Raw genomic sequence first — 24,037 nt, 5'->3', positions numbered from 1 at the left:
CGGGAGATGCGCCGATCTTCACTCGTGTGGGTGACCCGGCCCGGCGCGTCTCCCCGATGCCGCGCCCCACGGTCGCGCCGCCGGGCTCCGTGCGGTCCCTGAACCCGTATATGTCCTGGCATCCTTGGCGGAGTACGCGTGGGAATCCTGCGCGGTGACCCCCGACCCGAACCAGGAGCCCGGCCACGTGACCCCCGTGAGCAGCCACTCACCGCATGGCCAGTCGCCGTTGCGCACCGTGCAGGTGCTGGGCGGAGGCAATGCGGCCAGCAGTGCGCATGTGCGCTCCCTGGCCGCGGGGCTCGTCGCGCGAGGCGTGAAGGTCACGGTGTGCGCCCCCTATGAGGCGGACCGCGCCTATGACTTCAGCGGTGTCGGGGCCGACCATGTGCATGTGCCGCGCAGCAGTGACCCGGTGTCGGTGGCGGCCCTGCGGGCGGCCTGTGCCGACGCCGATCTGGTGCACGCGCACGGGCTGCACGCCTCGTTCCGTACCGTGCTCGCACTCAGCGGGCGGCGGGTGCGGACCCCGCTCGTCGTCACGTGGCACGACCGGGCGCACGCCGACGGGGCCCGCGCCCATCTGCTGCGCGTCCTGGAGCGGCGGGTCGTGAGGGCCGCCACCGTCGTGCTGGGGACGACCTCGGCCCTCGTGGACCGGGCACGGCGGACCGGCGCGCGGGACGCGCGGCTCGCGGCCGTCGCGCTGCCCGGCCCCCGCAGGCCCGTGGAGCCCGACCACCCCGACCCGCTGCGGCCCAAGGTGCGCGCCGAACTCGGCGCCATAGGACGGCCGTTGCTGATCGCCGTCGGCTCCCTGGAGCGGCACCGCGGATACGACGTGCTGCTGGACGCCGCGCGCACCTGGCGCCGGCTCGATCCCGTGCCCCTGGTCGTGATCGCGGGCGAAGGCCCGCTGCGAGGTGAACTCCAGGAGCGGATCGAGAACGAGGGGCTGCCCGTACGGCTCATCGGGCGGCGCGAGGACATCACCGACCTGATCGCCGCCGCCGACCTCGCCCTGCTGCCGAGCCGGCGGGAGGAAGCGCGCTCCGTCCTCGCCCAGGAGGCCCTCCACGCGCGCGTGCCGCTCGTCGCGACCGACGTCGGCGGCATCCCGGAACTCGTCGGCGACGCGGCCGAACTCGTCCCGCGCGGCGACGCGGAGGCGCTCGCCGGCACCGTCGTACGCCTGCTCGGCGACCCCGAGCGCCGGGAGCTGCTGAAGGCCAAGGGCGCGCGGCAGGCGGCGACCTGGCCGAGCGAGGACGAGACGGTCGCCCAAGTGCTCAGCGTGTACGACGAGTTGACCCAGCCCCGGCCCCTCGCCTAGGGCCTGTTGCGAAAGTGGCCTCGTCGCCCGGAGGGCGGCCGCGCGGCGTCCGGTGCGTGCTCTGGGGGTCCCCCCGGCCGAAGGCTGGGGGGAGTGCCGCCCGGAAGCCCTCGTGCTGGGCGTACTCGGGCTTTCGGGCGGTGCGGCGAGTGGGGGCACCTCCCACGCCCTCAAGGCAGTGGGGGAGCGTGCCGGGCGTCGCGCGGCAGAGGGCACTTTCGCAACAGGCCCTAGAGCACACCGGGTCTCAGGGAACGTGTCTGCGGGCCCGCAGGGCCAGGCTCAGGGCCAGTACCGTCTGCGGGTCGTCGAGGTCCGTGCCCAGCAACTCCCCGATGCGCGCCAGGCGGTTGTACAGGGTCTGCCGGTTGAGGTGCAGCTCCCGGGCCGTCTCCGCCTTGCGTCCTGCGTGGGCGAGGTAGGTCGACAGAGTGGGCAGCAGCGGCGGCCGGGAGCGCCGGTCGTGCTCCAGGAGCGGACCGAGGGCCCGGTCGACGAAGGCGGCCAGGTCCGGATGGTCGCGCAGCCGCCACAGCAGCAGGTCGATGTCCAGACGGCGGGCGTCGTACCAGGGCCGGTCCGGCAGGCCCTGGGCCGCCGTGGCCGTCTCGGCCGCGTGCCGCAGGCCCGACGCCGCGGCCGTCCAACCGCCCGCGACCCCCACGACCACCACCGGCGGCTGCCCGCCCGGCCGCAGCATCCCGGCCCGGCCGGCCCCGGCCCGCAGCGCCGCCGCGACCCGTTCCGCCACCGTCGCCCGCTCCGGCTCCGCGCGCAGCCCCAGCAGCACCAGCACCCGGCCCTCCACCGGCCGCACCCCGAGCAGCACCGGCACGCCCACCGAGGCCAGTTCCTCGGAGACCGCCCGGGCCAGCACGGCCCAGCCTCCGCCCGGCGACAGGGCGTCCCCGAGCCGCATGACGACCGGCAGCAGCGGGCCGTCGCCCGGCCGGAAGCCCAGCACGCGGGCCTGCGCCGGAGCGTCCTGCGCCGTGACCCGGCCCTCGGCGAGGTCCGTGAGGAAGTCGCCGCGCCCGCGCGCCGCCAGCTCCTCCTCCTGCCGCGCCTGCATCAGCACCACGGCCAGGATGCCCGCGGCGCGCTCCGCCGCCATCCGGTGCACCGGCGCCAGGGGGGCCCGTACGGGCAGCAGCACGAGCCGCGCGCGGACGCCCCCGCTGCCGGGCCCGCCGCCCGGCACGTCCACCAGGACCGAGCCCGCGAGCGGCGGCTCGTCCTTGTGCTGGCCGCGCAGCCCCTCCCACACCTGGAGCGGGTCCGCGCCCTCGGGACCCGCTCCGGCGGCGTACAGCAACTGCCCGTCCGCCGTCTCCAGGAAGACGGGATTGCCGCCGAAATCGGCCAGGATGCCGAGCACTTGAGGTACCCCACCGCCGCCCAGCAGGGCCTCCGTGCACCGCCGGTGCACCTCCTCGGCCCGCTGGAGCAGTGCGTAATGGCCGTTGACGATCTCGGTGTGGATCTCCTCCGTGACCGTGACGAACGGCACCTCGCGGTGCAGCTGGACGAGCGGCAGCCCGGCCGAGCGGGCCGTGTCGACGAGGGCGGCGGGCAGCCGCGTGAAGCGCGGGCCGAGCTCCACGACCAGGGCGGTGATGCCGCGCTCGGCCAGCGTGCGCACGAACGCCCGCTGTTCGGCAGGGCGGGTGCCGAGGCCGTAGCCCGTGGTCAGCAGCAGCTCGCCGCCCTTGAGCAGCGAGGCGATGTGCGGCACTTCACCGGCGTGCACCCAGCGCACGGTCCGCCCCAGCCGGTCGGCGCCCGCCAGCACCTCGGGCAGCCCGCTGCGCAGCCCCGGCAGCTCCAGTGCCCGCTGCACGGTGATCCCGGCGCCCTGGGTGCCGTAGCCGTTGTCCGTCGAGCCGTCCATGAGCCGGACGCTACCCGCGCGGATGCCTGTCGGACATCTCAGGGAGGACCGAGCCCGGATTACGCCGGAGGCGACCGGGTACGGGCGCGGGCATGGACATCAGCGTGGTCGCCGTGGGGCGCGAGGACGACAGTCCGGTCGAGGAGCCGTTGCGGGTGGCGGTGCTCGCCGACCGGCTCGGGTACCGGGAGGTGTGGGCGGGCGAGGGACCGACGTGGGACTCGTTCGTCCTGGCGACGGCGATCGGCGCGGCCACCGGGCAGGCGACCCTGACGGCCGGTCCCGTGCCGGTGTCGGTGCGCGACCCGCTCACCATCGTGCGGGGCGCCGCGTCCACCGCGGCCGTCACCGGCCGGCCCGTCGGCGTGGCCCTGGGCACCTCCAGCAAGCGGGTCGTCGAGGGCGTGCACGGCCGGCCGCGGACCCGGCCCGCCGCCGCGCTGGCGGAGTCGGCGGCGGCCGTGCGCGCGCTGATGGACAGCCGGCCGGGCGAGCCCATCGTGCCCGGCAGCGGCTTCCCGCGCCGGCTGCCGCCGCCCGGAGGTCTGCTCACCGTCGCGGCGTTCGGGGAGCGCGCGGTCGCCGCGGCCGTCGAGCACGCCGACCGGATGCTGCTCGACATCGTCTCCCCCGAGCAGGTCCGCATGCTGCGGGCCCGGATGCTCGCCGCCGCCGAACGGGCAGGGCGTACGCCGCCGCGGCTGGCCGCCTGGCTGCCCGCCGCCGTGGACCCGGAGCCGGAGACGCTCACGCAGGTCCTGCGCAGTGTCGTCGGCTATCTCGCCGTGCCGGGCTACAGCGACATGTTCGTCGAGGCGGGGTTCGCCGAGGTCGTCGAACTGGCCGCCAAGGGAGCCGACCCGGACACCCTGCTGCGGGCCCTGCCGCCCCAGGCCGCGGACACGGTCGCCCTCGTCGGCGACGCCGGCAGCGTCCGCGCCCGCATGGAGGCCTATGCCGAGGCCGGCCTCGACGAGATCGCCCTCGTCCCCGCCACGGCGGGCGACCCGGCGGGGGAGCGGACCCTCACGGCCCTCAGGCCGGGGTGATGTCCGGTTCCAGCCTGGGTGACCGGGACCGGCCGGGCCCGCTCAGCCGCCGTAGGCGCCGGAAGCCGTCAGACGCAGTGCCGTGTCGATCAGCGGCACGTGGCTGAACGCCTGCGGGAAGTTGCCCACCTGGCGCTGGAGGTGCGGATCCCACTCCTCCGCCAGCAGGCCGAGGTCGTTGCGCAGCGACAGCAGCTTCTCGAACAGCTTGCGGGCCTCGTCCACGCGGCCGATCATCGCCAGGTCGTCGGCCATCCAGAACGAGCAGGCGAGGAACGCGCCCTCGTCGCCGGGCAGGCCGTCGACGCCCTCGTTGTCGCCCTGCGTCGGGTAGCGCAGGATGAAGCCGTCCGGCGTGGACAGCTCCCGCTGGATCGCCTCGATGGTGCCGATGACCCGCTTGTCGTCCGGCGGCAGGAAGCCCATCTGCGGAATCAGCAGCAGCGACGCGTCCAGTTCCTTCGAGCCGTACGACTGCGTGAAGGTGTTGCGTTCCTTGTCGTAGCCCTTCTCGCAGACATCACGGTGGATGTCGTCGCGCAGTTCCTTCCACCGCTCCAGCGGGCCGTCCGCGTCGCCGGACTCGATCAGCTTGATCGTGCGGTCGACGGCGACCCAGGCCATCACCTTGGAGTGCACGAAGTGGCGGCGCGGGCCGCGCACCTCCCAGATGCCCTCGTCCGGGTTCTGCCAGTGGTCCTCCAGGTAGCGGATCAGCTTCAGCTGGAGAAGGGAGGCGTAGTCGTTGCGCGCCAGGCCCGTCATGTGAGCCAGGTGCAGGGCCTCGGTGACCTCGCCGTAGACGTCCAGCTGGAGCTGGTGCGCGGCGCCGTTTCCGACCCGGACCGGGGTGGAGTTCTCGAAGCCCGGCAGCCAGTCCAGCTCCGCCTCGCCGAGCTCGCGCTCACCGGCGATGCCGTACATGATCTGGAGGTTCTCAGGGTCGCCGGCCACGGCCCGCAGCAGCCACTCGCGCCAGGCGCGGGCCTCCTCGCGGTAGCCGGTGCGCAGTAGCGAGGACAGCGTGATCGCCGCGTCGCGCAGCCATGTGTAGCGGTAGTCCCAGTTGCGGACCCCGCCGATGTCCTCCGGCAGGGAGGTGGTCGGCGCGGCGACGATGCCGCCGGTCGGGGCGTACGTCAGGGCCTTCAGCGTGATCAGTGAGCGCACCACGGCCTCCCGGTAGGGGCCGTGGTACGTGCAGTGGTCGACCCACTCGCGCCAGAAGTCCTCCGTCGCCTCCAGCGACTGCTCCGGCTCGGGCAGCGGCGGCGGCTCCTTGTGCGAGGGCTGCCAGGAGATCGTGAACGCGATCCGGTCACCCGGCGCGACGGTGAAATCCGCGTACGTCGTCAGGGACTTGCCGTACGTCTCGGCGGATGTGTCGAACCACACGGAGTCGGGGCCCGCCACGGCCACTGTGCGCCCGTCGTGCTTGTGCACCCACGGCACCACCCGGCCGTAGGAGAACCGCATCCGCAGCGCCGAGCGCATCGGCACGCGGCCCGAGACGCCCTCCACGATCCGGATCAGCTGCGGGGCGCCGTCACGCGGCGGCATGAAATCGGTCACCCGGACCGTGCCCCGCTGGGTGTCCCACTCGGATTCCAGGATCAGCGAGTCACCGCGGTAGCTGCGCCGGGCCGCGGTGGGCGGCTGCTGGTCGGAGGCGTACGCCGGTCCGAGCCGCCAGAAACCGTGTTCCTCGGTGCCCAGCAGGCCGGCGAAGATGGCGTGCGAGTCGAAGCGGGGCAGGCACAGCCAGTCCACTGTGCCGTCCCGGCAGACCAGGGCAGCGGTCTGCATGTCTCCGATGAGTGCGTAGTCTTCGATGCGCCCGGCCACGTGCAACTCCAGTCGAACGGCCACGTCACCCCGCAAGGGGGCTGTCGCTAGTGCGGTCAAGGGGATTTTCAGCAAGTCTTGCAATGCATCGTTGAGCGATGAAGCAAAACAGGTCGCTTGCCGTGATGCAAAGCGCCAATTGTTGCTCAACGAACTGACGAGCTCACGTTGTTCCGGTACTTACGGGCGGGGGGTGGTGCCGTTGGGCCGGCGGGCTCGGCAGCGAGTGTCCGAGCAGGATACGACGCACGCCGATGTTCCGGGTGCCCGTCCAGGCAAGGCGAGTACGCCGAACGAGTGAGCAAGGGGTGAGAGACCGGTGAGCGTGACCGTCTCCGTGTCGAGATGTGTGCGGAGCGTGGCCGGAAGCCATCGCCCCGCGGCGCTGATACGCTGGTAGCCCGTGGACCGGTGGGCAGCAAACCCCCGAACCGCAGCGACGGCGACCCCCCGGAAAACTCCGGCAGGCAGCCGCACCGCACCCCCAGACCGCGACCACGGGAGCCCCGTCTTGGCCATGCCGCCCGCCGCATTTCGTAATTCGACGACCAAGCACATCTTCGTCACCGGGGGTGTCGCCTCCTCGCTCGGCAAGGGCCTGACGGCCTCCAGCCTCGGCATGCTGCTCAAGGCCCGCGGTCTGCGCGTCGTGATGCAGAAGCTCGACCCGTACCTCAACGTCGACCCGGGCACGATGAACCCCTTCCAGCACGGTGAGGTGTTCGTCACCAACGACGGCGCCGAGACCGACCTGGACATCGGCCACTACGAGCGCTTCCTCGACCGCGACCTGGACGGTTCCGCGAACGTCACCACCGGCCAGGTGTACTCGACCGTGATCGCCAAGGAGCGGCGCGGCGAGTACCTCGGCGACACCGTGCAGGTCATCCCGCACATCACCAACGAGATCAAGCACCGCATCCGCCGCATGGCGACGGACGAGGTCGACGTCGTGATCACCGAGGTCGGCGGCACGGTCGGCGACATCGAGTCGCTGCCGTTCCTGGAGACCGTCCGCCAGGTCCGGCACGAGGTCGGCCGGGACAACGTCTTCGTGGTGCATATCTCGCTCCTGCCGTACATCGGCCCCTCGGGTGAGCTGAAGACGAAGCCCACCCAGCACTCGGTTGCGGCCCTGCGCAACATCGGTATCCAGCCGGACGCGATCGTGCTGCGCTGCGACCGCGAGGTCCCGACCGCGATCAAGCGGAAGATCTCGCTGATGTGCGACGTGGACGAGGCCGCCGTGGTCGCCTGCCCCGACGCCCGCTCGATCTACGACATCCCGAAGACCGTGCACGGCGAGGGCCTGGACGCCTATGTCGTCCGCAAGCTCGACCTGCCGTTCCGCGACGTCGACTGGACGACCTGGGACGACCTGCTCGACCGCGTCCACAACCCCGACCACGAGGTCACCCTCGCGCTGGTCGGCAAGTACATCGACCTGCCCGACGCCTACCTGTCGGTCACCGAGGCGCTGCGCGCCGGCGGCTTCGCCAACCGGGCCCGCGTGAAGATCAAGTGGGTTACCTCCGACGACTGCAAGACCCCGGCGGGCGCCGCGGCGCAGCTCGGCGACGTCGACGCCATCTGCATCCCCGGCGGTTTCGGCGACCGCGGGGTGCTCGGCAAGGTCGGTGCGATCAAGTACGCCCGCGAGAACAAGATCCCGCTGCTCGGCCTCTGCCTCGGCCTGCAGTGCATCGTGATCGAGGCCGCGCGGAACCTGGCCGACATCGGCGACGCCAACTCCACCGAGTTCGACCCGGCCACGGCCCACCCGGTCATCTCCACGATGGCCGAGCAGCTCGACATCGTCGCCGGTGAGGGTGACATGGGCGGCACCATGCGGCTCGGCATGTACCCGGCGAAGCTGGCCGAGGGCTCGATCGTGCGCGAGGTGTACGACGGCAAGGAGTACGTGGAGGAGCGCCACCGGCACCGCTACGAGGTGAACAACGCCTACCGCGCCGAGCTGGAGAAGCGGGCGGGCATCCTGTTCTCCGGCACGTCCCCGGACGGCAAACTCGTCGAGTACGTCGAATACCCGCGCGACGTCCACCCGTACCTGGTCGCCACCCAGGCGCACCCGGAGCTGCGCTCGCGGCCGACCCGCCCGCACCCGCTGTTCGCCGGGCTCGTCAAGGCCGCGGTCGAGCGGAAGACTTCGAAGTAACACACCAGTTGTACGGTGGCCGGGGTGCATCCCTTCAAAGGGTGTGCACCCCGGTTTCTTTTCGGCACGTCGGGCCCGGCGCGCGCAGTCGTGGCGGGCACGTGGAAGGACAGGCATGACGATCAAGGACACCCCGGAGGAATGGGAGATCCGGGCGACGGACACCCCCTTCGTGGGCAACAAGACCTCCGTCCGCACCGACGACGTGGTCATGCCCGACGGCACCGTGGTCGGCCGCGACTACCAGGTCCACCCCGGCTCCGTGGCCGTCCTCGCCCTCGACGAGGCCGACCGCGTCCTGGTCCTGCGCCAGTACCGCCATCCCGTGCGCCACAAGCTGTGGGAGATCCCGGCCGGCCTGCTCGACGTCCCCGGCGAGAACCCGCTGCACGCCGCGCAGCGCGAGCTGTACGAGGAGGCGCACGTCAAGGCCGAGGACTGGCGGGTGCTGACCGACGTCTACACCACCCCCGGCGGCTGTGACGAGGCCGTCCGGATCTTCCTCGCCCGCAATCTGGCCGAGGCCGAGGGCGAGCGCTTCGCGGTCGAGGAGGAAGAGGCCGACATGGAGCTCGACCGGGTGCCGGTCGACGACCTCGTCCGGGGCGTACTGGCCGGCGAACTGCACAACAACTGTCTCGTCGTGGGGGTCCTCTCCCTGGTGGCCGCGCGCGCCGGCGACGGTCTGGACGCCCTGCGCCCGGCCCAGGCGCCGTGGCCGGCGCGTCCCTTCGAGGCGTGACGGAGGCGCGCACACCGCCCCGCATCCTGGGCGGTGTGAAGATCGCCTGATCCGATCGGGGGATGTGCCCGCCGTGCCCGTCGTGCTCCGGCCGGGGCGTTGCAGAGCGTGAACTAGGCTCTGTTCACGCCCGGACCGGAGTCCCGGCGGGCTTGTGCGTGGTGGGACGGGAGTGTGCCCCGTGACGGATCAGGTCGTGGAGACAGGCGATGTGCGGCTGACCGGACACGCGTGTGGGGAGAGCCGATTCCTGGGCCGCACACGGGAGTTGAAGGAACTGCGCGCCGACATCGAGCGCGCCGGACTCGACACCCTCGCCGGCCGCAAGCCCCCACGCGCGCGCGTGCTGCTCATCGCCGGCCGGCCAGGCTCGGGGCGCACCGCCCTCGCCGAGGAGCTCGTCCGGCAGATCGCGCACCGTTACCCCGACGGGGTACTGCGCGCCCGACTGAGCGAGCCCGACGGCACCCCCGTACCGGTCGGGCGCACCGCCCGGGACCTGCTCGCCGCCCTCGCCCAGGAGGCCCCGGCCGGCGCCAGCGAGGACGACCTCACCGAGACTCTGCGCACGGCCCTGGCCGACCGCCGGGCACTGCTCCTGCTGGACGACGCGGCCGACGCCGGGCAGGTCGACGCCCTGCTGCCCGACACTCCGGACTGCCTGGTCGTCGCGGTCTCCGAGGGCCCGCTGACCGGCATCTCGGACGTCCGCCCCTGCACCCTGGGCGGCCTGGACGCCAAGTCCGGCGTGGAGCTGCTGTCCCGGCACACCGGCTCGGTCCGCGTCACCGTCGACCCCCGGGCCGCCGAAGGCCTCGCCGAGGAGTGCCAGGGGCAGCCGGCCGCGCTCATGCTGGCGGGCGGCTGGCTCGCCGCCCGCCCCAAGGCCGCCGTCTCCGACCTGGCCAAGCAACTGCGCGCCGACGACGGCGAGGGCAGCGCGCTGAACCGGGTCTTCCGCCTCGCCTACGCCGCCCTGCCCGCCACTCCCGCCCGGATGCTGCGTCTGCTCGCCCTCGCCCCGGCCGGACTGGTCGACCCGCAGACCGCCTCCGCGCTCGTCGGCTGTTCGGTCGACAGCGCCCGCACCACCCTCGACGACTTCGTCGCCCTCGGCTTCCTGCACGCGGTGGACTCGCCGCTGCCGCAGTACGAGGTGCCGGGCTGGCTGCACGACCTGCTCCGCGTCCTCGCCGAGCACCACGAGCGCCCGGCCGAGCTCCAGCTGGCCCGCGCCCGCATGCTGGAGCGGACGGTACGGCTGCTCCAGGCATGCCGGGCGATCACCGAGACCGACAGCCCCCAGGCCCGCCAGAAGCTCCTCGACCTGCCGCGTGCCCTGCGGTTTCCCACCCCCCGGGCGGCCGCCGACTGGCTGCGCGTGACCCGGCCCGCCCTGCTGGCCTCGGCCCGGCTCGCGGTCGCCGACGGGCAGCTGGACACCTTGGCCCGGCGGCTGATGTCCCAGCTGGTGCGGGCCATGGTGGCGCATGTCGGCACGCAGGCGGCGGCGCCCGACCTGTACGACATCCACAGCCTGGTCCTCGACGTGGCCGAGCGCCGGAACCTGCCGAGGGAGCGGGCCGCCGCCCTGCTCAACCTCGGCGACCTCGACGCCCGGGCCGGCCGTACGGCCGACGCGCTGGCCCGCTACCGGGCCGCGCTGGACGCCGGACGCGAGGTGAACGATCCGTATGCGACCGGCCGCGCGATGGAATCCGTAGGCGGTGCGCATCTGGAGCTCGGTGACTTCGACCGGGCCGCCGACTGGTTCGGGCGGGCCCTGGTCGAGCGGCTCGCCCGGGACGAGCGCGCCGAGGCCGCCCGGCTGTACGGGCGGATCGCGGCCGCCCACACCTACGCCGGCCGCTACGGCGAGGCCCTGCGGAACTGGCGCGCGGCGATCGCCGGCCACCGCAAGAACGGTGACGTGGCCGCCCAGGCGCGGGCGCTGAGCGAGTTGGCGCGGGTCCAGGAGTACGCGGGCCGGCCCGAGGAGTCGCTGCGCACCTGCCGGGAGGCCGTGGAACGGGCGCGGCGGGCCGAGGACACGCGGTTGCAGGCCGCGCTGCATCTGCGGGTCGCCGACACCCTCGAACGCCTCGGCGATCCCGCGTCGGCCCGGCTGCACCGGGGCACCGCCGAGCGCATCCTCGGGGAGCACCAGGAGGACCACGAGGGGCCCGTGACCGCCTCCGACGGCGACTCCCAGCGGAAACCGGAGCCTGACACCTGCGAAATCCGTGGCGCATCCGCAGAAGATTGATGCAATGAAAGGCTAGACAGCGGGAACACCTTCATTAGACTGGCTCTGCCGCACGTTCTCCTGCGGTCTATCCCGGTGTGCCCGTGCGTGCCCGGGTATGCCTAGTAATGCGCCCATACCCTCTGAGTCAAGGACCGTGATCGACGTGAAGGTCGGCATCCCCCGCGAGGTCAAGAACAACGAGTTCCGGGTGGCCATCACCCCCGCCGGCGTGCACGAGCTGGTGCGTCATGGCCACCAGGTCGTCATCGAGCGCGGCGCCGGCGTCGGCTCCTCGATCACGGACGAGGAGTACGTCGCCGCCGGTGCCCGGATCCTGGACACCGCCGACGAGGTCTGGGCCGCCGCCGACCTGCTGCTGAAGGTCAAGGAGCCCATCGCCGAGGAGTACCACCGCCTCCGCAAGGACCAGACGCTCTTCACGTACCTGCACCTGGCCGCCTCCAAGGAGTGCACGGACGCCCTGCTGGAGTCCGGTACCACCGCGATCGCCTACGAGACGGTCGAGCTGCCCGGCCGCGCGCTGCCGCTGCTCGCCCCGATGTCCGAGGTCGCGGGCCGGCTGGCCCCGCAGGTCGGCGCCTACCACCTGATGCGCGCCAACGGCGGCCGCGGCGTGCTGCCCGGCGGCGTACCCGGCGTGCCGGCCGGGCGGGCCGTCGTCATCGGCGGCGGCGTCTCCGGCTGGCAGGCGGCGCAGATCGCCATCGGCCTCGGCTTCCACGTGACCCTGCTCGACAAGGACGTGAACAAGCTCCGCGAGGCGGACAAGATCTTCGGCACGAAGATCCAGACCGTGGTCTCCAACGCCCTGGAACTGGAGAAGGCCTGCCTGGAGGCCGACCTCGTGATCGGCGCGGTGCTGGTCCCCGGCGCCAAGGCCCCGAAGCTGGTCACCAACGAGCTCGTCTCGCGGATGAAGCCCGGAAGTGTCCTTGTCGACATCGCGATCGACCAGGGCGGCTGCTTCGAGGACTCCCGTCCGACCACCCACGCCGAGCCGACCTTCCGGGTCCACAACTCGGTCTTCTACTGCGTCGCCAACATGCCCGGCGCGGTGCCGAACACCTCCACCTACGCGCTGACCAACGCCACGCTGCCCTACATCGTGGAACTCGCCGACCACGGCTGGGCGGACGCGCTGCGCCGCGACCCGGCGCTGGCCAAGGGCCTCAACACCCACGACGGCAAGGTCGTTTACAAGGAGGTCGCCGAGGCGCACGACGTCGAGCACGTCGAGCTGTCCTCGCTGCTCGGCTGAGCCCCGCGGGCCGCCGAGTCGACCAAGTCACCAACACGCAAAGGCGATACGTCAACACAGGTCGTCAACGCCGCGCACCCGGCCGGACCTTGCCCGACAAGGTCCGGCCGGATGTGTGTATGGTCACTTCGCGGTTCTCGGGCAACTCGCCTCGAACGTAACCCTTCAACCGATTCGCACACCGGTGAATCCTGCCGTGCGACGGCCGTACGCCCTTGACAGCGGGATGTTTCATTGCCGACACATCGGGCCGGGTCCGGCGGATTGTGTTGCTGCGGACGCCCGACACGCCATAGAGTCGCCAACCGTCGGCATGGTGCCACGCTGACCTGTCTAGAAGTTTCCTGGTCACCAAGGAGGTAAGACGACTTGTGAATGAGTCGACATTTACTCCCGGGGGTGGCCAACCAGGAATGCCTGCACGGGACCAGGCACCCGCGGGGTTCGCGGCTGTCGGCTCCGTCGCTGTGCGCACCTTCGCAGCCCACCAGAGTCAGCAGGCGACTCACACTGCACACCAGAAGATGGATGGCCATCACGTGAACGCCATGGCCGGCGACGGAAGTGGCGCGCCCCACAACCACTTCGCCGACTACGACGAACTGCCCGAGGGGCACTTCTACGACCCCGACGCGGAGTACGAGCCCGACCCCGAGTACGCGGCCACTCTCGCACCCGACGCCGCCAGACAGCGCCGGGAGCGCATCGGCCCGACCGGACGCCCGCTGCCGTACTTCCCGATCCCGGGCCCGCTGACCGACCACGGACCCGCGAAGATCATCGCGATGTGCAACCAGAAGGGTGGCGTCGGCAAGACCACGTCGACCATCAACCTGGGTGCCGCGCTCGCGGAGTACGGACGCCGGGTCCTGCTCGTGGACTTCGACCCGCAGGGCGCGCTGTCGGTCGGACTCGGCGTCAACCCGATGGAACTCGACCTCACCGTCTACAACCTGCTCATGGAGCGGGGGATGGCGGCCGACGAGGTGCTGCTGAAGACGGCGGTCCCCAACATGGACCTGCTGCCCAGCAACATCGACCTGTCGGCGGCCGAGGTCCAGCTCGTCTCCGAGGTCGCCCGCGAGTCGACCCTGCAGCGCGCGCTGAAGCCGCTGCTGGACGACTACGACTTCATCGTCATCGACTGCCAGCCCTCGCTCGGCCTGCTCACGGTCAACGCCCTGACGGCCGCGCACAAGGTGATCGTGCCGCTGGAGTGCGAGTTCTTCGCGCTGCGCGGTGTGGCCCTGCTGACGGAGACCATCGAGAAGGTCCAGGAGCGGCTCAACCCCGACCTGGAGCTCGACGGGATCCTCGCCACGATGTACGACTCGCGCACGGTGCACAGCCGTGAGGTGCTCGCGCGGGTCGTCGAGGCCTTCGACGACCACGTCTACCACACGGTCATCGGGCGCACGGTCCGGTTCCCGGAGACCACGGTCGCCGGTGAGCCGATCACCACCTACGCCTCCAACTCCGTCGGTGCCGCCGCCTACCGCCAGCTCGCCAGGGAGGTGCTCGCCCGGTGTCACGCCGAGTGAGTCTGCCGGGGGCCGACGAACTCTTCCGTACGACAGGGGGGATGGCGCTTCAGTCGTCCCAGCCCAGGCGCCAGGCCAACGGCGACGCCCGGGTGCCCGCTCCGGCGGGGGAGGGCGACGCGGTGGCGGCAGCGGCCACGGCCGCGGAGGACGTGCCGCAGTCGGTGCCCGCGCAGGGTGGTGACGGCGAGGGCGCGGAGCATGTCGCGGCGGACGCGGAGTCGGCCGAGGCCGGGGAGTCCCGCAGCCGCTCCGGTTCCGCCCGTCGGCAAGCGGCGCAGGAAGGTTCTGCCGCGGGTGCGGCCGGTGCCGCCGCCGCGGCACCACGCAAGCGCGGGCGGGCCGCCGCACGCCGTCCCAGCGGCCGTGAGCGGCACGACGAGAAGATCACGGTCTACGTCTCGGCCGAGGAGCTCATGGACCTGGAGCACGCCCGTCTCGTGCTCCGCGGCGAGCACGGCCTGGCCGTCGACCGCGGCCGTATCGTCCGCGAGGCGGTCGCCGTGGTCCTCGCCGACCTGGAGACCCGCGGGGACGCCAGCATCCTCGTACGACGGCTGCGCGGGCGCTAGCGGTAGCCTGCGGGGGCCATGACCTCGAACGCGTCCCCACCACCCCCCGGCGGCCCGTCCGGGCGCCGGCGTGCGCTGGGGCGTGGGCCGGTGGCTCCGCGGGTGGCTCCGCCGGTTGAGCAGGTGGACCCGGTCGAGCCCGGCGAGTCGGCTGGGGGCACCGCCGAGTCGGGCGTGACGCCCGAGGAGACGGAGACCGCCGGGTCGGGTGCCCGGGCCGCGGAGGCAGCGGCCGACGCGCAGGCGTCGGTTGCCGAGGAGTCGCCCGACGGCGTGGAGCGGCAGGTCCCTGCCGAGCAGGGGACGGCGGCCGGAAGGCCCCGACAGCAGCGTGCGGCGGGGCCTGCCCCGGCGGAGTCCGCGGCTGCCCCTGCTACCGGGGCGGGCCGTGAGGGCGTTGCCCCGAAGGTGGACGACGCGTCCGGGTCCTGGCCCGAGGCCGGTGATCCGGCGACGGGGCATGAGCATCCCGCCCCGGGGCAGGTGGCTGCGGCTGAGACCGCCCCCCAGGCCGCTGAGTCCATGGAGACCGGGTCCCGGCACGACGCTCTCGCTTACGCCTCAGCGCCCGATGCCGACGCCGGGATCGCAGTTCCGCAGTCGGGAGCCGAGGCTGGGCCGCGGGCCCTGGCCGAAGCCGGGGTGGCCCCCGGGGCGCGGGCCCCGCAGGGCCGGGACGCGTCGGGGAGCACCGACCAGCCCCCGGCCGACGGTGCCGGTGGCGACGACGGGGTCTTCAAAGTCCGGCTCGCCAACTTCGAGGGGCCCTTCGATCTGCTGCTGCAGCTGATCTCCCGGCACAAGCTGGACGTCACCGAGGTCGCGCTGTCGAGGGTGACCGACGAGTTCATGGCGTACATCCGGGCGATGGGGCCGGACTGGGATCTGGACGAGACGACCGAGTTCCTCGTCGTCGCGGCCACGCTGCTCGACCTGAAGGCGGCACGGCTGCTGCCCGCCGCCGAGGTCGAGGACGAGGCCGACCTCGCGCTGCTCGAAGCCCGGGACCTGCTGTTCGCCCGGCTGCTGCAGTACCGCGCGTACAAGCAGATCGCCGACATCTTCAGCGGGCGGCTCGACGACGAGGCCCGGCGCTATCCGCGTACCGTCGGCCTCGAACCCCACCATGCCGAGCTGCTGCCCGAGGTGGTCATCAGCATCGGCGCGGAAGGGTTCGCCAAGCTCGCCGTGAAGGCGATGCAGCCCAAGCCCAAGCCGCAGGTGTACGTCGACCACATCCACGCCCCGCTGGTCAGCGTGCAGGAGCAGGCGGGGATCGTCGTCGCGCGGCTCAAGGAGCTCGGCGAGGCCCGCTTCCGGGAGCTCGTGGCGGACACCGAGGACACCCTGACCGTCGTGGCCCGGTTCCTGGCGCTGCTGGAGCTGTACCGGGAGAAGGCCGTCGAGCTGGAGCAGGAGACCGCGCTCGGTGAGCTGCTCGTGCGGTGGACCGGCGGGGACGGGGACGAGGCACCGACCGTCACCGACGAGTTCGACCGGCCGCCCGAGCCGCAGAAGGAGGAGAAGAAGGCATGAGCCAGGAAGCCACCGACGTCCCGGCCGGGCTGCGTGCCGTCGCCGGCCTCGATCTCAAGCCGGCTCTGGAGGCCGTCCTGATGGTCGTGGACGAGCCCGCGACCGAGGAGCACCTCGCGAAGATACTGGAGCGGCCCAAGCGTCAGATCGCGGACGCGCTGCGTGAGCTGGCCGACGAGTACACCGTCCAAGGGCGCGGCTTCGAGCTGCGGTTCGTGGCGGGCGGCTGGCGGTTCTACACCCGCGCCGAGTACGCCCCGGCCGTCGAGCGTTTCGTGCTGGACGGCCAGCAGGCCCGCCTCACGCAGGCCGCCCTGGAGACCCTGGCCGTCGTCGCCTACCGGCAGCCGGTCAGCCGCAGCCGGGTCTCCGCCGTGCGCGGAGTCAACTGCGACGGCGTCATGCGCACCCTCCTCCAGCGGGGTCTGATCGAGGAGGCGGGCACGGAACCCGAAACAGGTGCGATCCTGTACACGACGACGAACTACTTTCTGGAGCGGATGGGCCTGCGCGGTCTGGACGAGCTCCCGGAACTCGCGCCCTTCCTCCCGGAGGCGGAGGCGATCGAGGCCGAGACCCAGGAAGGCGTACCGTCGTTCGACCCGGACGCGCCTGATGACGACGTGCCGGGCCGCCCGGTCACCCCGGGTACCGACGACGAAGACGACCAGACGGAACTTTGATGCGAAGCAGCGGCAGCGGCAAGAGCGGCGGACGCGGTAACCACCGCGGCGCCGGTAACGACAGGGACCAGAAGCAGGGGCAGGGCCGCCCCCGCAAGCCCCGCCCCGAGGAGCGCCGCTACGACGTGGGCCCCGGAGCGACGAAGGAGGGACCCAAGTCCGGGCGCGGCGGTGCCGCGCGCGGCGGCGCCAAGGGCGGGCCCAAGCAGCCCCAGCAGCGTGGACGTACGGCCCCGGCACGCCCTCGCGAGTACGAGGCGCAGATCGAGGAGCGCAACCGCGACCGGTACGCCGGGAAGAAGGACGTCAAGCTGCCCAAGACCTTCCCGGGCGCCGAGCAGGAGGGCGAGCGCATCCAGAAGGTCCTCGCCCGCGCGGGCTTCGGCTCCCGGCGCGCCTGCGAGGAGCTGATCGAGGAGGCCCGGGTCGAGGTCAACGGCGAGATCGTGCTGGAGCAGGGGCGGCGGGTCGACCCGGAGAAGGACGAGATCAAGGTCGACGGACTGACCGTCGCCACGCAGGCCTACCAGTTCTTCGCGTTGAACAAGCCCGCCGGGGTCGTCTCCACCATGGAGGACCCGGAGGGCCGGCAGTGCCTCGGTGACTACGTCACCAACCGCGAGACCCGGCTCTTCCACGTCGGCCGGCTCGACACCGAGACCGAGGGTGTCATCCTGCTCACCAACCACGGCGAGCTGGCCCACCGGCTGACCCACCCCAAGTACGGCGTGAAGAAGACCTACCTCGCGCACATCGTGGGCCCGATCCCGCGCGACCTGGGCAAGCAGCTCAAGGACGGCATCCAGCTGGAGGACGGCTACGCGCGCGCGGACCACTTCCGGGTCGTCCAGCAGACCGGCAAGAACTACCTCGTCGAGGTCACCCTGCACGAGGGCCGCAAGCACATCGTGCGCCGGATGCTCGCGGAGGCCGGATTCCCGGTCGACAAGCTGGTGCGCACCGCCTTCGGGCCGATCACCCTCGGCGACCAGAAGTCCGGCTGGCTGCGGCGGCTGTCCAACACGGAGGTCGGCATGCTGATGCAGGAAGTCGATCTCTAGGCTTACGCGGACAGCCCGGGTGCCGCGAGTTCCCCGTGCCTTTCCGGGCGCGGGGACGGCCCAGGTCGGCCACGCGCGCGTGCGGGCGGACGTCGAGCGGTCGCGGGGCGCGCTCGACGAGGCGCGGCAGGTCTCAGCCCTGCCGCCGGCCCGGGTCGTCCACGACGCCCTGCACGACCTCGTCGTACGGGTCCGCCCGCAGGGTTGAGGCGCGGCGGGCGCGGGCGAGGAAGTCCTCGACGCGCCGCCGGTCGGGTGCGGCCGGGAGCGGGCTGCGGCGGACGGCCTCCTCGGCCTCCCGCTCCAGACGGGCCATCCGCGTCTCGACCTCCGGCCAGGACACCTCGCCGCGCTTCACCGCGAGGAGGGGCTCCCGCTGGTCGCCGACGTCGATCGTGAGCATGCCCGTGCGCAGCAGGTCGCGGGCGCTGGTCAGCAGGCGGAGCAGGTGCATGGCGTGCTTCCAGCGGGGGGCGCCGTGGCTGCGGACGTGGGCTTCGAGCTTGCGACGCTGGCTCTGCGCGTAGCGCGCGAACGTGTCGTGGACCTGCCGGGAGAGGAACGCTCCTCGCAGGGCGAGCAGCTCGCGGCCGGTGTCGTCGGCGTACTCCACGAGCGGGGAGTGCAGGCACTCCAGGATGTTGGGGTTGGCGCGCAGGGCCAGCTCGCAGAAGCGTTCCAGCTCCCAGCTGAACTGCTCCTCGGCCGGGCCCTCGACGTGCGTCGGCGGCTTGTCGAAGCGCCAGAACCACGGCGTGGGAGCCAGGAACACGCCACGGCGGTCGGTGTCGCTGTCGTCCGTCGCCAGCCCGAAGGCGCGCGAACCCATCACACAGGCGTAGATCGTGTGGTCGCGTACCAGGGCCTCGGGCTGCATGCCCGGGAGCGTACGCGGGCTCTCACGTCAGGCGAACCGAGTTTCCCTCCACGGTGATCTGCTCGGCGGGCAGCGGCCGCGTCGCCGGGCCGTGGGCCACCGAGCCGTCGGCGATGCGGAACTTGCTGCCATGACAGGCGCAGTTGATGGTGCCGTCGGAGACGGACGCCACCGTGCAGCGCTGGTGGGTGCAGATCGCCGAGAAGGCCTTGAACCGTCCCTGCTCGGGCTGGGTCACCACGACTTCTTCCTCCTTGAAGATCTTTCCGCCGCCGACGGGGATCTCGTCCGTGGAGGCCAGCTCCTGACCGGCCGCCTCCCGGCCGGTGGGTGAGCTCGTCGACGCGGAGCCGTTGTCGTCGCCGCCCCCGCCGCAGGCCGCGACGAGCGCCGCCGCGCCCGTCGCGCCCGTCGCGAGGAGAACCGTGCGGCGCGTGGTCTCGTGGGTCATGTCGTCACTCCGAAGGTGCCGAGAGGGGTAAATCGGAATTCTATGAATCTTTGCATCGAAAATACCCAAGGGGTGGTAAGCCCGGTGTCTCATCGGATGGGCGCCGCGCACTGCGGCCGCGCGGGCTGACTAGGCTTGACGCACAGAGCGACACACAGCGACACGCACGTCAGCAAGGAGCATCACCGTGGCGGTACGAGCGGTCCGGGGCGCCGTCCAACTCGAACGGGACGAGGCCGGGCACATGGACGAGCAGGTCGGAGCCCTGCTCACGGCCATCCTGGAGCGCAACGGCCTCACCGCCGAGGACCTGATCAGCATCTGGTTCACGGCCACGCCCGACCTGCACAGCGATTTCCCGGCGGCCGCCGCCCGCAAGCTCGGCATCGTCGACGTCCCGCTGATCTGCGCCCAGGAACTGGACATCGAGGGCGCGATGCCGCGTGTCGTCCGGGTCCTCGCGCACATCGAGTCCGACAAGCCCCGCGCCGACATCGCACACGTCTACCTCGGCGCCGCGGGCGCCCTGCGCAAGGACATCGCCCAGTGAGGACCGCACTCGTCATCGGCACCGGGCTCATCGGCACGTCCGCCGCCCTCGCCCTGTCCCAGCGGGGCGTCACCGTGCACCTCGCCGACCACGACCCGGAGCAGGCTCGTACGGCCGCCGCGCTCGGCGCCGGCACGGACGAGGCGCCGGACCGACCCGTCGACCTCGCGATCGTCGCCGCCCCGCCCGCCCACGTGGCCGACGTGCTCGCCGACGCCATGCGCCGCGGTGTGGCACGCGGCTACCTCGACGTCGCCAGCGTCAAGGGCGGGCCGCGCCGCGAACTGGAGGCCCGCGGCCTCGACCTGACGGCGTACCTGGGCACACACCCCATGTCGGGCCGGGAGAAGTCCGGCCCGCTCGCCGCCACCGGCGACCTCTTCGAGGGCCGTCCCTGGGTGCTCACCCCGACCCGGGACACCGACACCGAGGTGTTGAACCTCGCTCTGGAGCTGGTCTCGCACTGCCGTGCCGTGCCGGTCGTGATGGACGCCGACGCCCACGACCGTGCCGTCGCCCTCGTCTCCCACATGCCCCACCTGGTCTCCAGCCTGGTCGCCGCGCGCCTGGAGCACGCCGAGGAGGCCGCCGTACGGCTGTGCGGGCAGGGCATTCGGGACGTGACGCGGATCGCCGCCTCCGACCCCGCGATGTGGATCGACATCCTCTCCGCGAACCCCGGGCCGGTCGCCGACCTGCTCACGGACGTCGCCGCCGACCTGGAGGAGACCGTGCGGGCCCTGCGCGCCCTGCAGTCCGCTGACGAGGACAAGCGCCGCGACGGCACGACCGGCATCGAGGACGTCCTGCGGCGGGGCAACGCCGGGCAGGTCCGCGTGCCCGGCAAGCACGGATCCGCCCCTCGGGTCTACGAGACCGTGGCCGTGCTCATCGACGACCAGCCCGGACAGCTGGCCCGGATCTTCGCGGACGCGGGCAGGGCCGGCGTCAACATCGAGGACGTGCGCATCGAGCACGCGACCGGGCAGCAGGCCGGTCTGGTGCAGCTGATGGTGGAGCCGAAGGCGGCACCCGTGCTGAGTGCCGCGCTGCGGGACCGTGGCTGGGCGATCCGGCAGTAGTGCATGCTGGACGAGGCTGAGCGACGCGCGGCCGGACGAGTGACCCGCACCCAGTAACCTTGTGCGGGGCAGTCGCGCCCTCACCCCCGCCAGCCCGGTTCAGGAAGGTCCCCACAGTGGAAAGCGCCACGCCAGTGATTGTCGCCATCGACGGCCCCGCCGGCACGGGCAAGTCGAGCACCTCGAAGGCCGTGGCGGCACAGCTCGGGCTGAGCTACCTGGACACCGGCGCCCAGTACCGGGCGATCACCTGGTGGATGGTGACCAACGGCATCGACATCGACGACCCCGCCGCCATCGCCGCAGCCGCCGGCAAGCCGGAGATCGTCTCCGGCACCGACCCGCAGGGCCCCACCATCACCGTCGACGGTGTCGACGTGGCCGGCCCGATCCGCACCCAGGAGGTCTCCTCCAAGGTCAGCGCCGTCAGCGCGGTGCCCGAGGTGCGCGCCCGGATCACCGAGCTCCAGCGCTCGATCGCGGCCTCCGCGGCGCACGGCATCGTGGTCGAGGGCCGCGACATCGGCACGACCGTGCTGCCGGACGCCCACCTGAAGATCTTCCTCACCGCCTCGCCGGAGGCGCGTGCCGCCCGCCGCAGCGGTGAGCTGAAGGGCTCCGACGTGCACTCCACCCGCGAGGCCCTGATCAAGCGGGACGCGGCCGACTCCAGCCGCAAGACCTCGCCGCTGGCCAAGGCGGACGACGCGGTCGAGGTGGACACCACCGAGCTCACGCTGGCCCAGGTCATCGAGTGTGTCGTCACCCTCGTCGAGGAGAAGCGGGCCGGGAAGTGACCGACCAGCTGCCTTCCCTGCGGGGCGCCGATGTCGGGCGGCGCATCGGCGTAGGCCTGATGTACGGGCTGTGGAAGCCGCGCGTGCTCGGCGCCTGGCGGGTGCCCACGACCGGCCCGGTGATCCTCGCCGTCAACCACTCCCACGTCATCGACGGCCCGATGGTCATGGGCGTGGCGCCCCGGCCGACGCACTTCCTGATCAAGAAGGAAGCGTTCATCGGCCCGCTCGACCCCTTCCTGACCGGCATCGGCCAGGTGAAGGTGGACCGCGGCACCACCGACCGCACGGCGATCACCCGGGCGCTGGGCGTGCTGGAGAACGGCGGCGTGCTCGGCATCTTCCCGGAGGGCACCCGGGGCGAGGGCGACTTCGCCTCGCTGCGCGCCGGGCTCGCGTACTTCGCGGTGCGCAGCGGTGCCCCGATCGTGCCGGTCGCCGTGCTGGGAAGTTCCGACCGGCGGGGACGGTTGATAAAGGGGCTGCCTCCGCTGCGGTCCCGCGTCGACGTCGTCTTCGGGGAGCCCTTCGAAGCGGGCGACGGCAGCAGGCGCCGCACGCGCACGGCGCTGGACGAGGCGACCGGGCGCATCCAGAAGCAGCTCGCCGCCCACCTGGAAAACGCCAGGCGCTTCACCGGGCGCTAGGCAACACTGAGTAGTGGATCAGCCCGCGGGACAGCGGGTACTCCACCGACCACCACGATGAACGACGAGGTACGGACTTCATGAACGACCACACCCAGCCCGACGGCTCGGACGCCTACGAAGGCGCGCCCGAGCACGACCACGGGGCGCTCGGCGACGCCGAGTACGCGGAGTTCATGGAGCTCGCCGCGGAGGAGGGCTTCGACCTCGAGGAGGTCGAGGGCGCGATCGAGGCGGCCGGGCACGGCCCGCTGCCCGTCCTCGCCGTGGTCGGCCGCCCCAATGTCGGCAAGTCGACTCTGGTGAACCGCATCATCGGCCGCCGCGAGGCCGTCGTCGAGGACAAGCCCGGTGTCACCCGCGACCGTGTGACCTACGAGGCCGAGTGGGCGGGCCGGCGCTTCAAGGTCGTCGACACCGGCGGCTGGGAGCAGGACGTCCTCGGCATCGACGCCTCCGTCGCCGCCCAGGCCGAGTACGCCATCGACGCGGCCGACGCGGTGGTCTTCGTCGTCGACGCCAAGGTGGGCGCCACCGACACCGACGAGGCCGTCGTACGACTGCTGCGCAAGGCCGGCAAGCCGGTCGTTCTGTGTGCCAACAAGGTGGACGGCCCGAGCGGCGAGGCCGACGCGGCGTACCTGTGGTCGCTGGGCCTGGGGGAGCCGTACCCGGTCTCGGCGCTGCACGGCCGGGGTACTGGCGACATGCTCGACCAGGTCCTGGAAGTGCTGCCGGAGGCGCCGCGCGAGACGTTCGGCGGGGGCGGCATCGGCGGGCCGCGCCGCATCGCCCTGATCGGCCGCCCGAACGTGGGCAAGTCCTCGCTGCTGAACAAGGTGGCGGGTGAGGAGCGCGTCGTCGTCAACGAGCTGGCGGGCACCACCCGGGACCCGGTCGACGAGCTGATCGAACTCGGCGGCGTCACCTGGAAGTTCGTCGACACCGCCGGTATCCGCAAGCGGGTGCACCTCCAGCAGGGCGCCGACTACTACGCCTCGCTGCGCACCGCGGCGGCCGTCGAGAAGGCGGAGGTCGCGGTCATCCTGATCGACGCCTCCGAGTCCATCTCGGTCCAGGACCAGCGGATCGTCACCATGGCCGTCGAGGCGGGCCGTGCGGTCGTCCTCGCCTTCAACAAGTGGGACACCCTCGACGAGGAGCGCCGCTACTACCTGGAGCGGGAGATCGAGACCGAGCTGGGCCAGGTGGCGTGGGCCCCGCGCGTCAACGTCTCGGCGCGCACCGGCCGCCACATGGAGAAGCTGGTCCCGGCGATCGAGACGGCCCTGGCGGGCTGGGAGACCCGGGTCCCGACCGGCAGGCTGAACGCGTTCCTCGGTGAGTTGGTCGCCGCCCACCCGCACCCGGTGCGGGGCGGCAAGCAGCCGCGCATCCTGTTCGGCACGCAGGCGGGCACCAAGCCGCCGCGGTTCGTGTTCTTCGCCTCCGGCTTCATCGAGGCGGGCTACCGGCGCTTCATCGAGCGCCGCCTGCGCGAGGAGTTCGGCTTCGAGGGGACGCCGATCCACATCTCCGTGCGGGTCCGCGAGAAGCGCGGCAGGAAGAAGTAGGACGAAGCGAGCGCGGGGGAGGGGGGGGGGGGGGGGGGGGGGGGGGGGACGTCCTCTTTTTTGCTGTCTCCTTCCCCCCCCTCACCCCTTACCCGCGGCGAGG

General features: G+C 72.3%; 20 protein-coding genes. 16 read left to right on the top strand and 4 right to left on the bottom strand.

Annotated features, from left to right (window positions below; genetic code table 11):
- Window positions 1–187 precede the first annotated feature (187 nt).
- Window positions 188–1,333, top strand: coding sequence for a glycosyltransferase family 4 protein (locus AC07F0_RS39115; protein WP_478985017.1), 1,146 nt, complete (start codon window positions 188–190; stop codon window positions 1,331–1,333).
- A gap of 247 nt (window positions 1,334–1,580) precedes the next feature.
- On the opposite strand, the gene AC07F0_RS39110 is transcribed toward AC07F0_RS39115, so the two are convergent.
- Complete coding sequence (locus AC07F0_RS39110; RefSeq protein WP_478985015.1) at window positions 1,581–3,224, bottom strand: PucR family transcriptional regulator; 1,644 nt, start codon at window positions 3,222–3,224, stop codon at window positions 1,581–1,583.
- Window positions 3,225–3,316: 92 nt separating this feature from the next.
- On the opposite strand from AC07F0_RS39110, the gene AC07F0_RS39105 reads away from it, so the two are divergent.
- Entirely contained in the window at window positions 3,317–4,273 is a 957-nt protein-coding gene (locus AC07F0_RS39105; protein WP_478985014.1) for an LLM class F420-dependent oxidoreductase, read from the top strand.
- A gap of 42 nt (window positions 4,274–4,315) precedes the next feature.
- Here the strand turns inward: AC07F0_RS39105 and AC07F0_RS39100 are convergent, their stop codons facing one another.
- Window positions 4,316–6,118 (bottom strand): glycoside hydrolase family 15 protein, encoded by a 1,803-nt coding sequence (locus AC07F0_RS39100; protein ID WP_086562942.1) that lies wholly within the window; start codon window positions 6,116–6,118, stop codon window positions 4,316–4,318.
- 517 nt (window positions 6,119–6,635) lie between these two features.
- Here AC07F0_RS39100 and AC07F0_RS39095 point away from each other — a divergent pair.
- The 9 genes from AC07F0_RS39095 to AC07F0_RS39055 all read left to right on the top strand — a co-directional run bounded on the left by AC07F0_RS39095 (window position 6,636) and on the right by AC07F0_RS39055 (window position 17,956).
- The gene (locus tag AC07F0_RS39095; RefSeq protein WP_436728549.1) at window positions 6,636–8,294 is read left to right on the top strand and encodes a CTP synthase; all 1,659 of its coding nucleotides are present in this window, start codon (window positions 6,636–6,638) and stop codon (window positions 8,292–8,294) included.
- 115 nt (window positions 8,295–8,409) lie between these two features.
- Window positions 8,410–9,036, top strand: a complete 627-nt coding sequence (locus AC07F0_RS39090; protein ID WP_478985013.1) for an NUDIX domain-containing protein — start codon at window positions 8,410–8,412, stop codon at window positions 9,034–9,036.
- 181 nt (window positions 9,037–9,217) lie between these two features.
- Entirely contained in the window at window positions 9,218–11,302 is a 2,085-nt protein-coding gene (locus AC07F0_RS39085) for a tetratricopeptide repeat protein (RefSeq protein WP_478985012.1), read from the top strand.
- A 136-nt stretch (window positions 11,303–11,438) separates the two neighbouring features.
- Entirely contained in the window at window positions 11,439–12,563 is a 1,125-nt protein-coding gene (gene ald / locus AC07F0_RS39080; RefSeq protein WP_436728531.1) for an alanine dehydrogenase, read from the top strand.
- Window positions 12,564–12,976: 413 nt separating this feature from the next.
- Complete coding sequence (locus AC07F0_RS39075) at window positions 12,977–14,104, top strand: ParA family protein (RefSeq protein WP_478985010.1); 1,128 nt, start codon at window positions 12,977–12,979, stop codon at window positions 14,102–14,104.
- On the top strand, window positions 14,089–14,676 hold the full coding sequence (locus tag AC07F0_RS39070; RefSeq protein WP_397620502.1) for a hypothetical protein: 588 nt from the start codon (window positions 14,089–14,091) through the stop codon (window positions 14,674–14,676). Before AC07F0_RS39075 ends, AC07F0_RS39070 begins: the two co-directional genes overlap by 16 nt.
- Window positions 14,677–15,198: 522 nt before the next feature.
- Window positions 15,199–16,212, top strand: a complete 1,014-nt coding sequence (locus AC07F0_RS39065; RefSeq protein ID WP_478985029.1) for a segregation and condensation protein A — start codon at window positions 15,199–15,201, stop codon at window positions 16,210–16,212.
- Entirely contained in the window at window positions 16,209–16,895 is a 687-nt protein-coding gene (gene scpB, locus AC07F0_RS39060; RefSeq protein WP_436728528.1) for an SMC-Scp complex subunit ScpB, read from the top strand. Before AC07F0_RS39065 ends, scpB begins: the two co-directional genes overlap by 4 nt.
- On the top strand, window positions 16,895–17,956 hold the full coding sequence (locus tag AC07F0_RS39055) for a pseudouridine synthase (RefSeq protein ID WP_397627801.1): 1,062 nt from the start codon (window positions 16,895–16,897) through the stop codon (window positions 17,954–17,956). The genes scpB and AC07F0_RS39055 overlap by 1 nt, the downstream gene beginning before the upstream one ends.
- A 133-nt stretch (window positions 17,957–18,089) precedes the next feature.
- On the opposite strand, the gene AC07F0_RS39050 is transcribed toward AC07F0_RS39055, so the two are convergent.
- The gene (locus AC07F0_RS39050; protein ID WP_478985008.1) at window positions 18,090–18,833 is read right to left on the bottom strand and encodes a nucleotidyltransferase domain-containing protein; all 744 of its coding nucleotides are present in this window, start codon (window positions 18,831–18,833) and stop codon (window positions 18,090–18,092) included.
- A 22-nt stretch (window positions 18,834–18,855) separates the two neighbouring features.
- Window positions 18,856–19,284 (bottom strand): Rieske (2Fe-2S) protein, encoded by a 429-nt coding sequence (locus AC07F0_RS39045; RefSeq protein WP_478985006.1) that lies wholly within the window; start codon window positions 19,282–19,284, stop codon window positions 18,856–18,858.
- Between the two features lie 187 nt (window positions 19,285–19,471).
- Between AC07F0_RS39045 and aroH the strand changes: the two genes are divergently transcribed.
- From aroH to der, 5 genes are all read left to right on the top strand, one after another.
- The gene (gene aroH, locus AC07F0_RS39040) at window positions 19,472–19,834 is read left to right on the top strand and encodes a chorismate mutase (protein ID WP_478985004.1); all 363 of its coding nucleotides are present in this window, start codon (window positions 19,472–19,474) and stop codon (window positions 19,832–19,834) included.
- Window positions 19,831–20,916 (top strand): prephenate dehydrogenase, encoded by a 1,086-nt coding sequence (locus AC07F0_RS39035; RefSeq protein WP_478985002.1) that lies wholly within the window; start codon window positions 19,831–19,833, stop codon window positions 20,914–20,916. The genes aroH and AC07F0_RS39035 overlap by 4 nt, the downstream gene beginning before the upstream one ends.
- Before the next feature lie 116 nt (window positions 20,917–21,032).
- The gene (gene cmk, locus AC07F0_RS39030) at window positions 21,033–21,713 is read left to right on the top strand and encodes a (d)CMP kinase (protein ID WP_478985000.1); all 681 of its coding nucleotides are present in this window, start codon (window positions 21,033–21,035) and stop codon (window positions 21,711–21,713) included.
- Complete coding sequence (locus AC07F0_RS39025; RefSeq protein ID WP_478984998.1) at window positions 21,710–22,360, top strand: lysophospholipid acyltransferase family protein; 651 nt, start codon at window positions 21,710–21,712, stop codon at window positions 22,358–22,360. The genes cmk and AC07F0_RS39025 overlap by 4 nt, the downstream gene beginning before the upstream one ends.
- Before the next feature lie 80 nt (window positions 22,361–22,440).
- Window positions 22,441–23,934 (top strand): ribosome biogenesis GTPase Der, encoded by a 1,494-nt coding sequence (gene der, locus AC07F0_RS39020; protein ID WP_478984996.1) that lies wholly within the window; start codon window positions 22,441–22,443, stop codon window positions 23,932–23,934.
- The last annotated feature ends 103 nt before the right edge of the window (window positions 23,935–24,037 follow it).

The sequence above is a fragment of the Streptomyces sp. NPDC045955 genome (assembly GCF_056430805.1).
The sequence above is the reverse complement of the archived record's forward strand: the minus strand, read 5'-3'. Positions and strand labels throughout refer to the sequence as shown.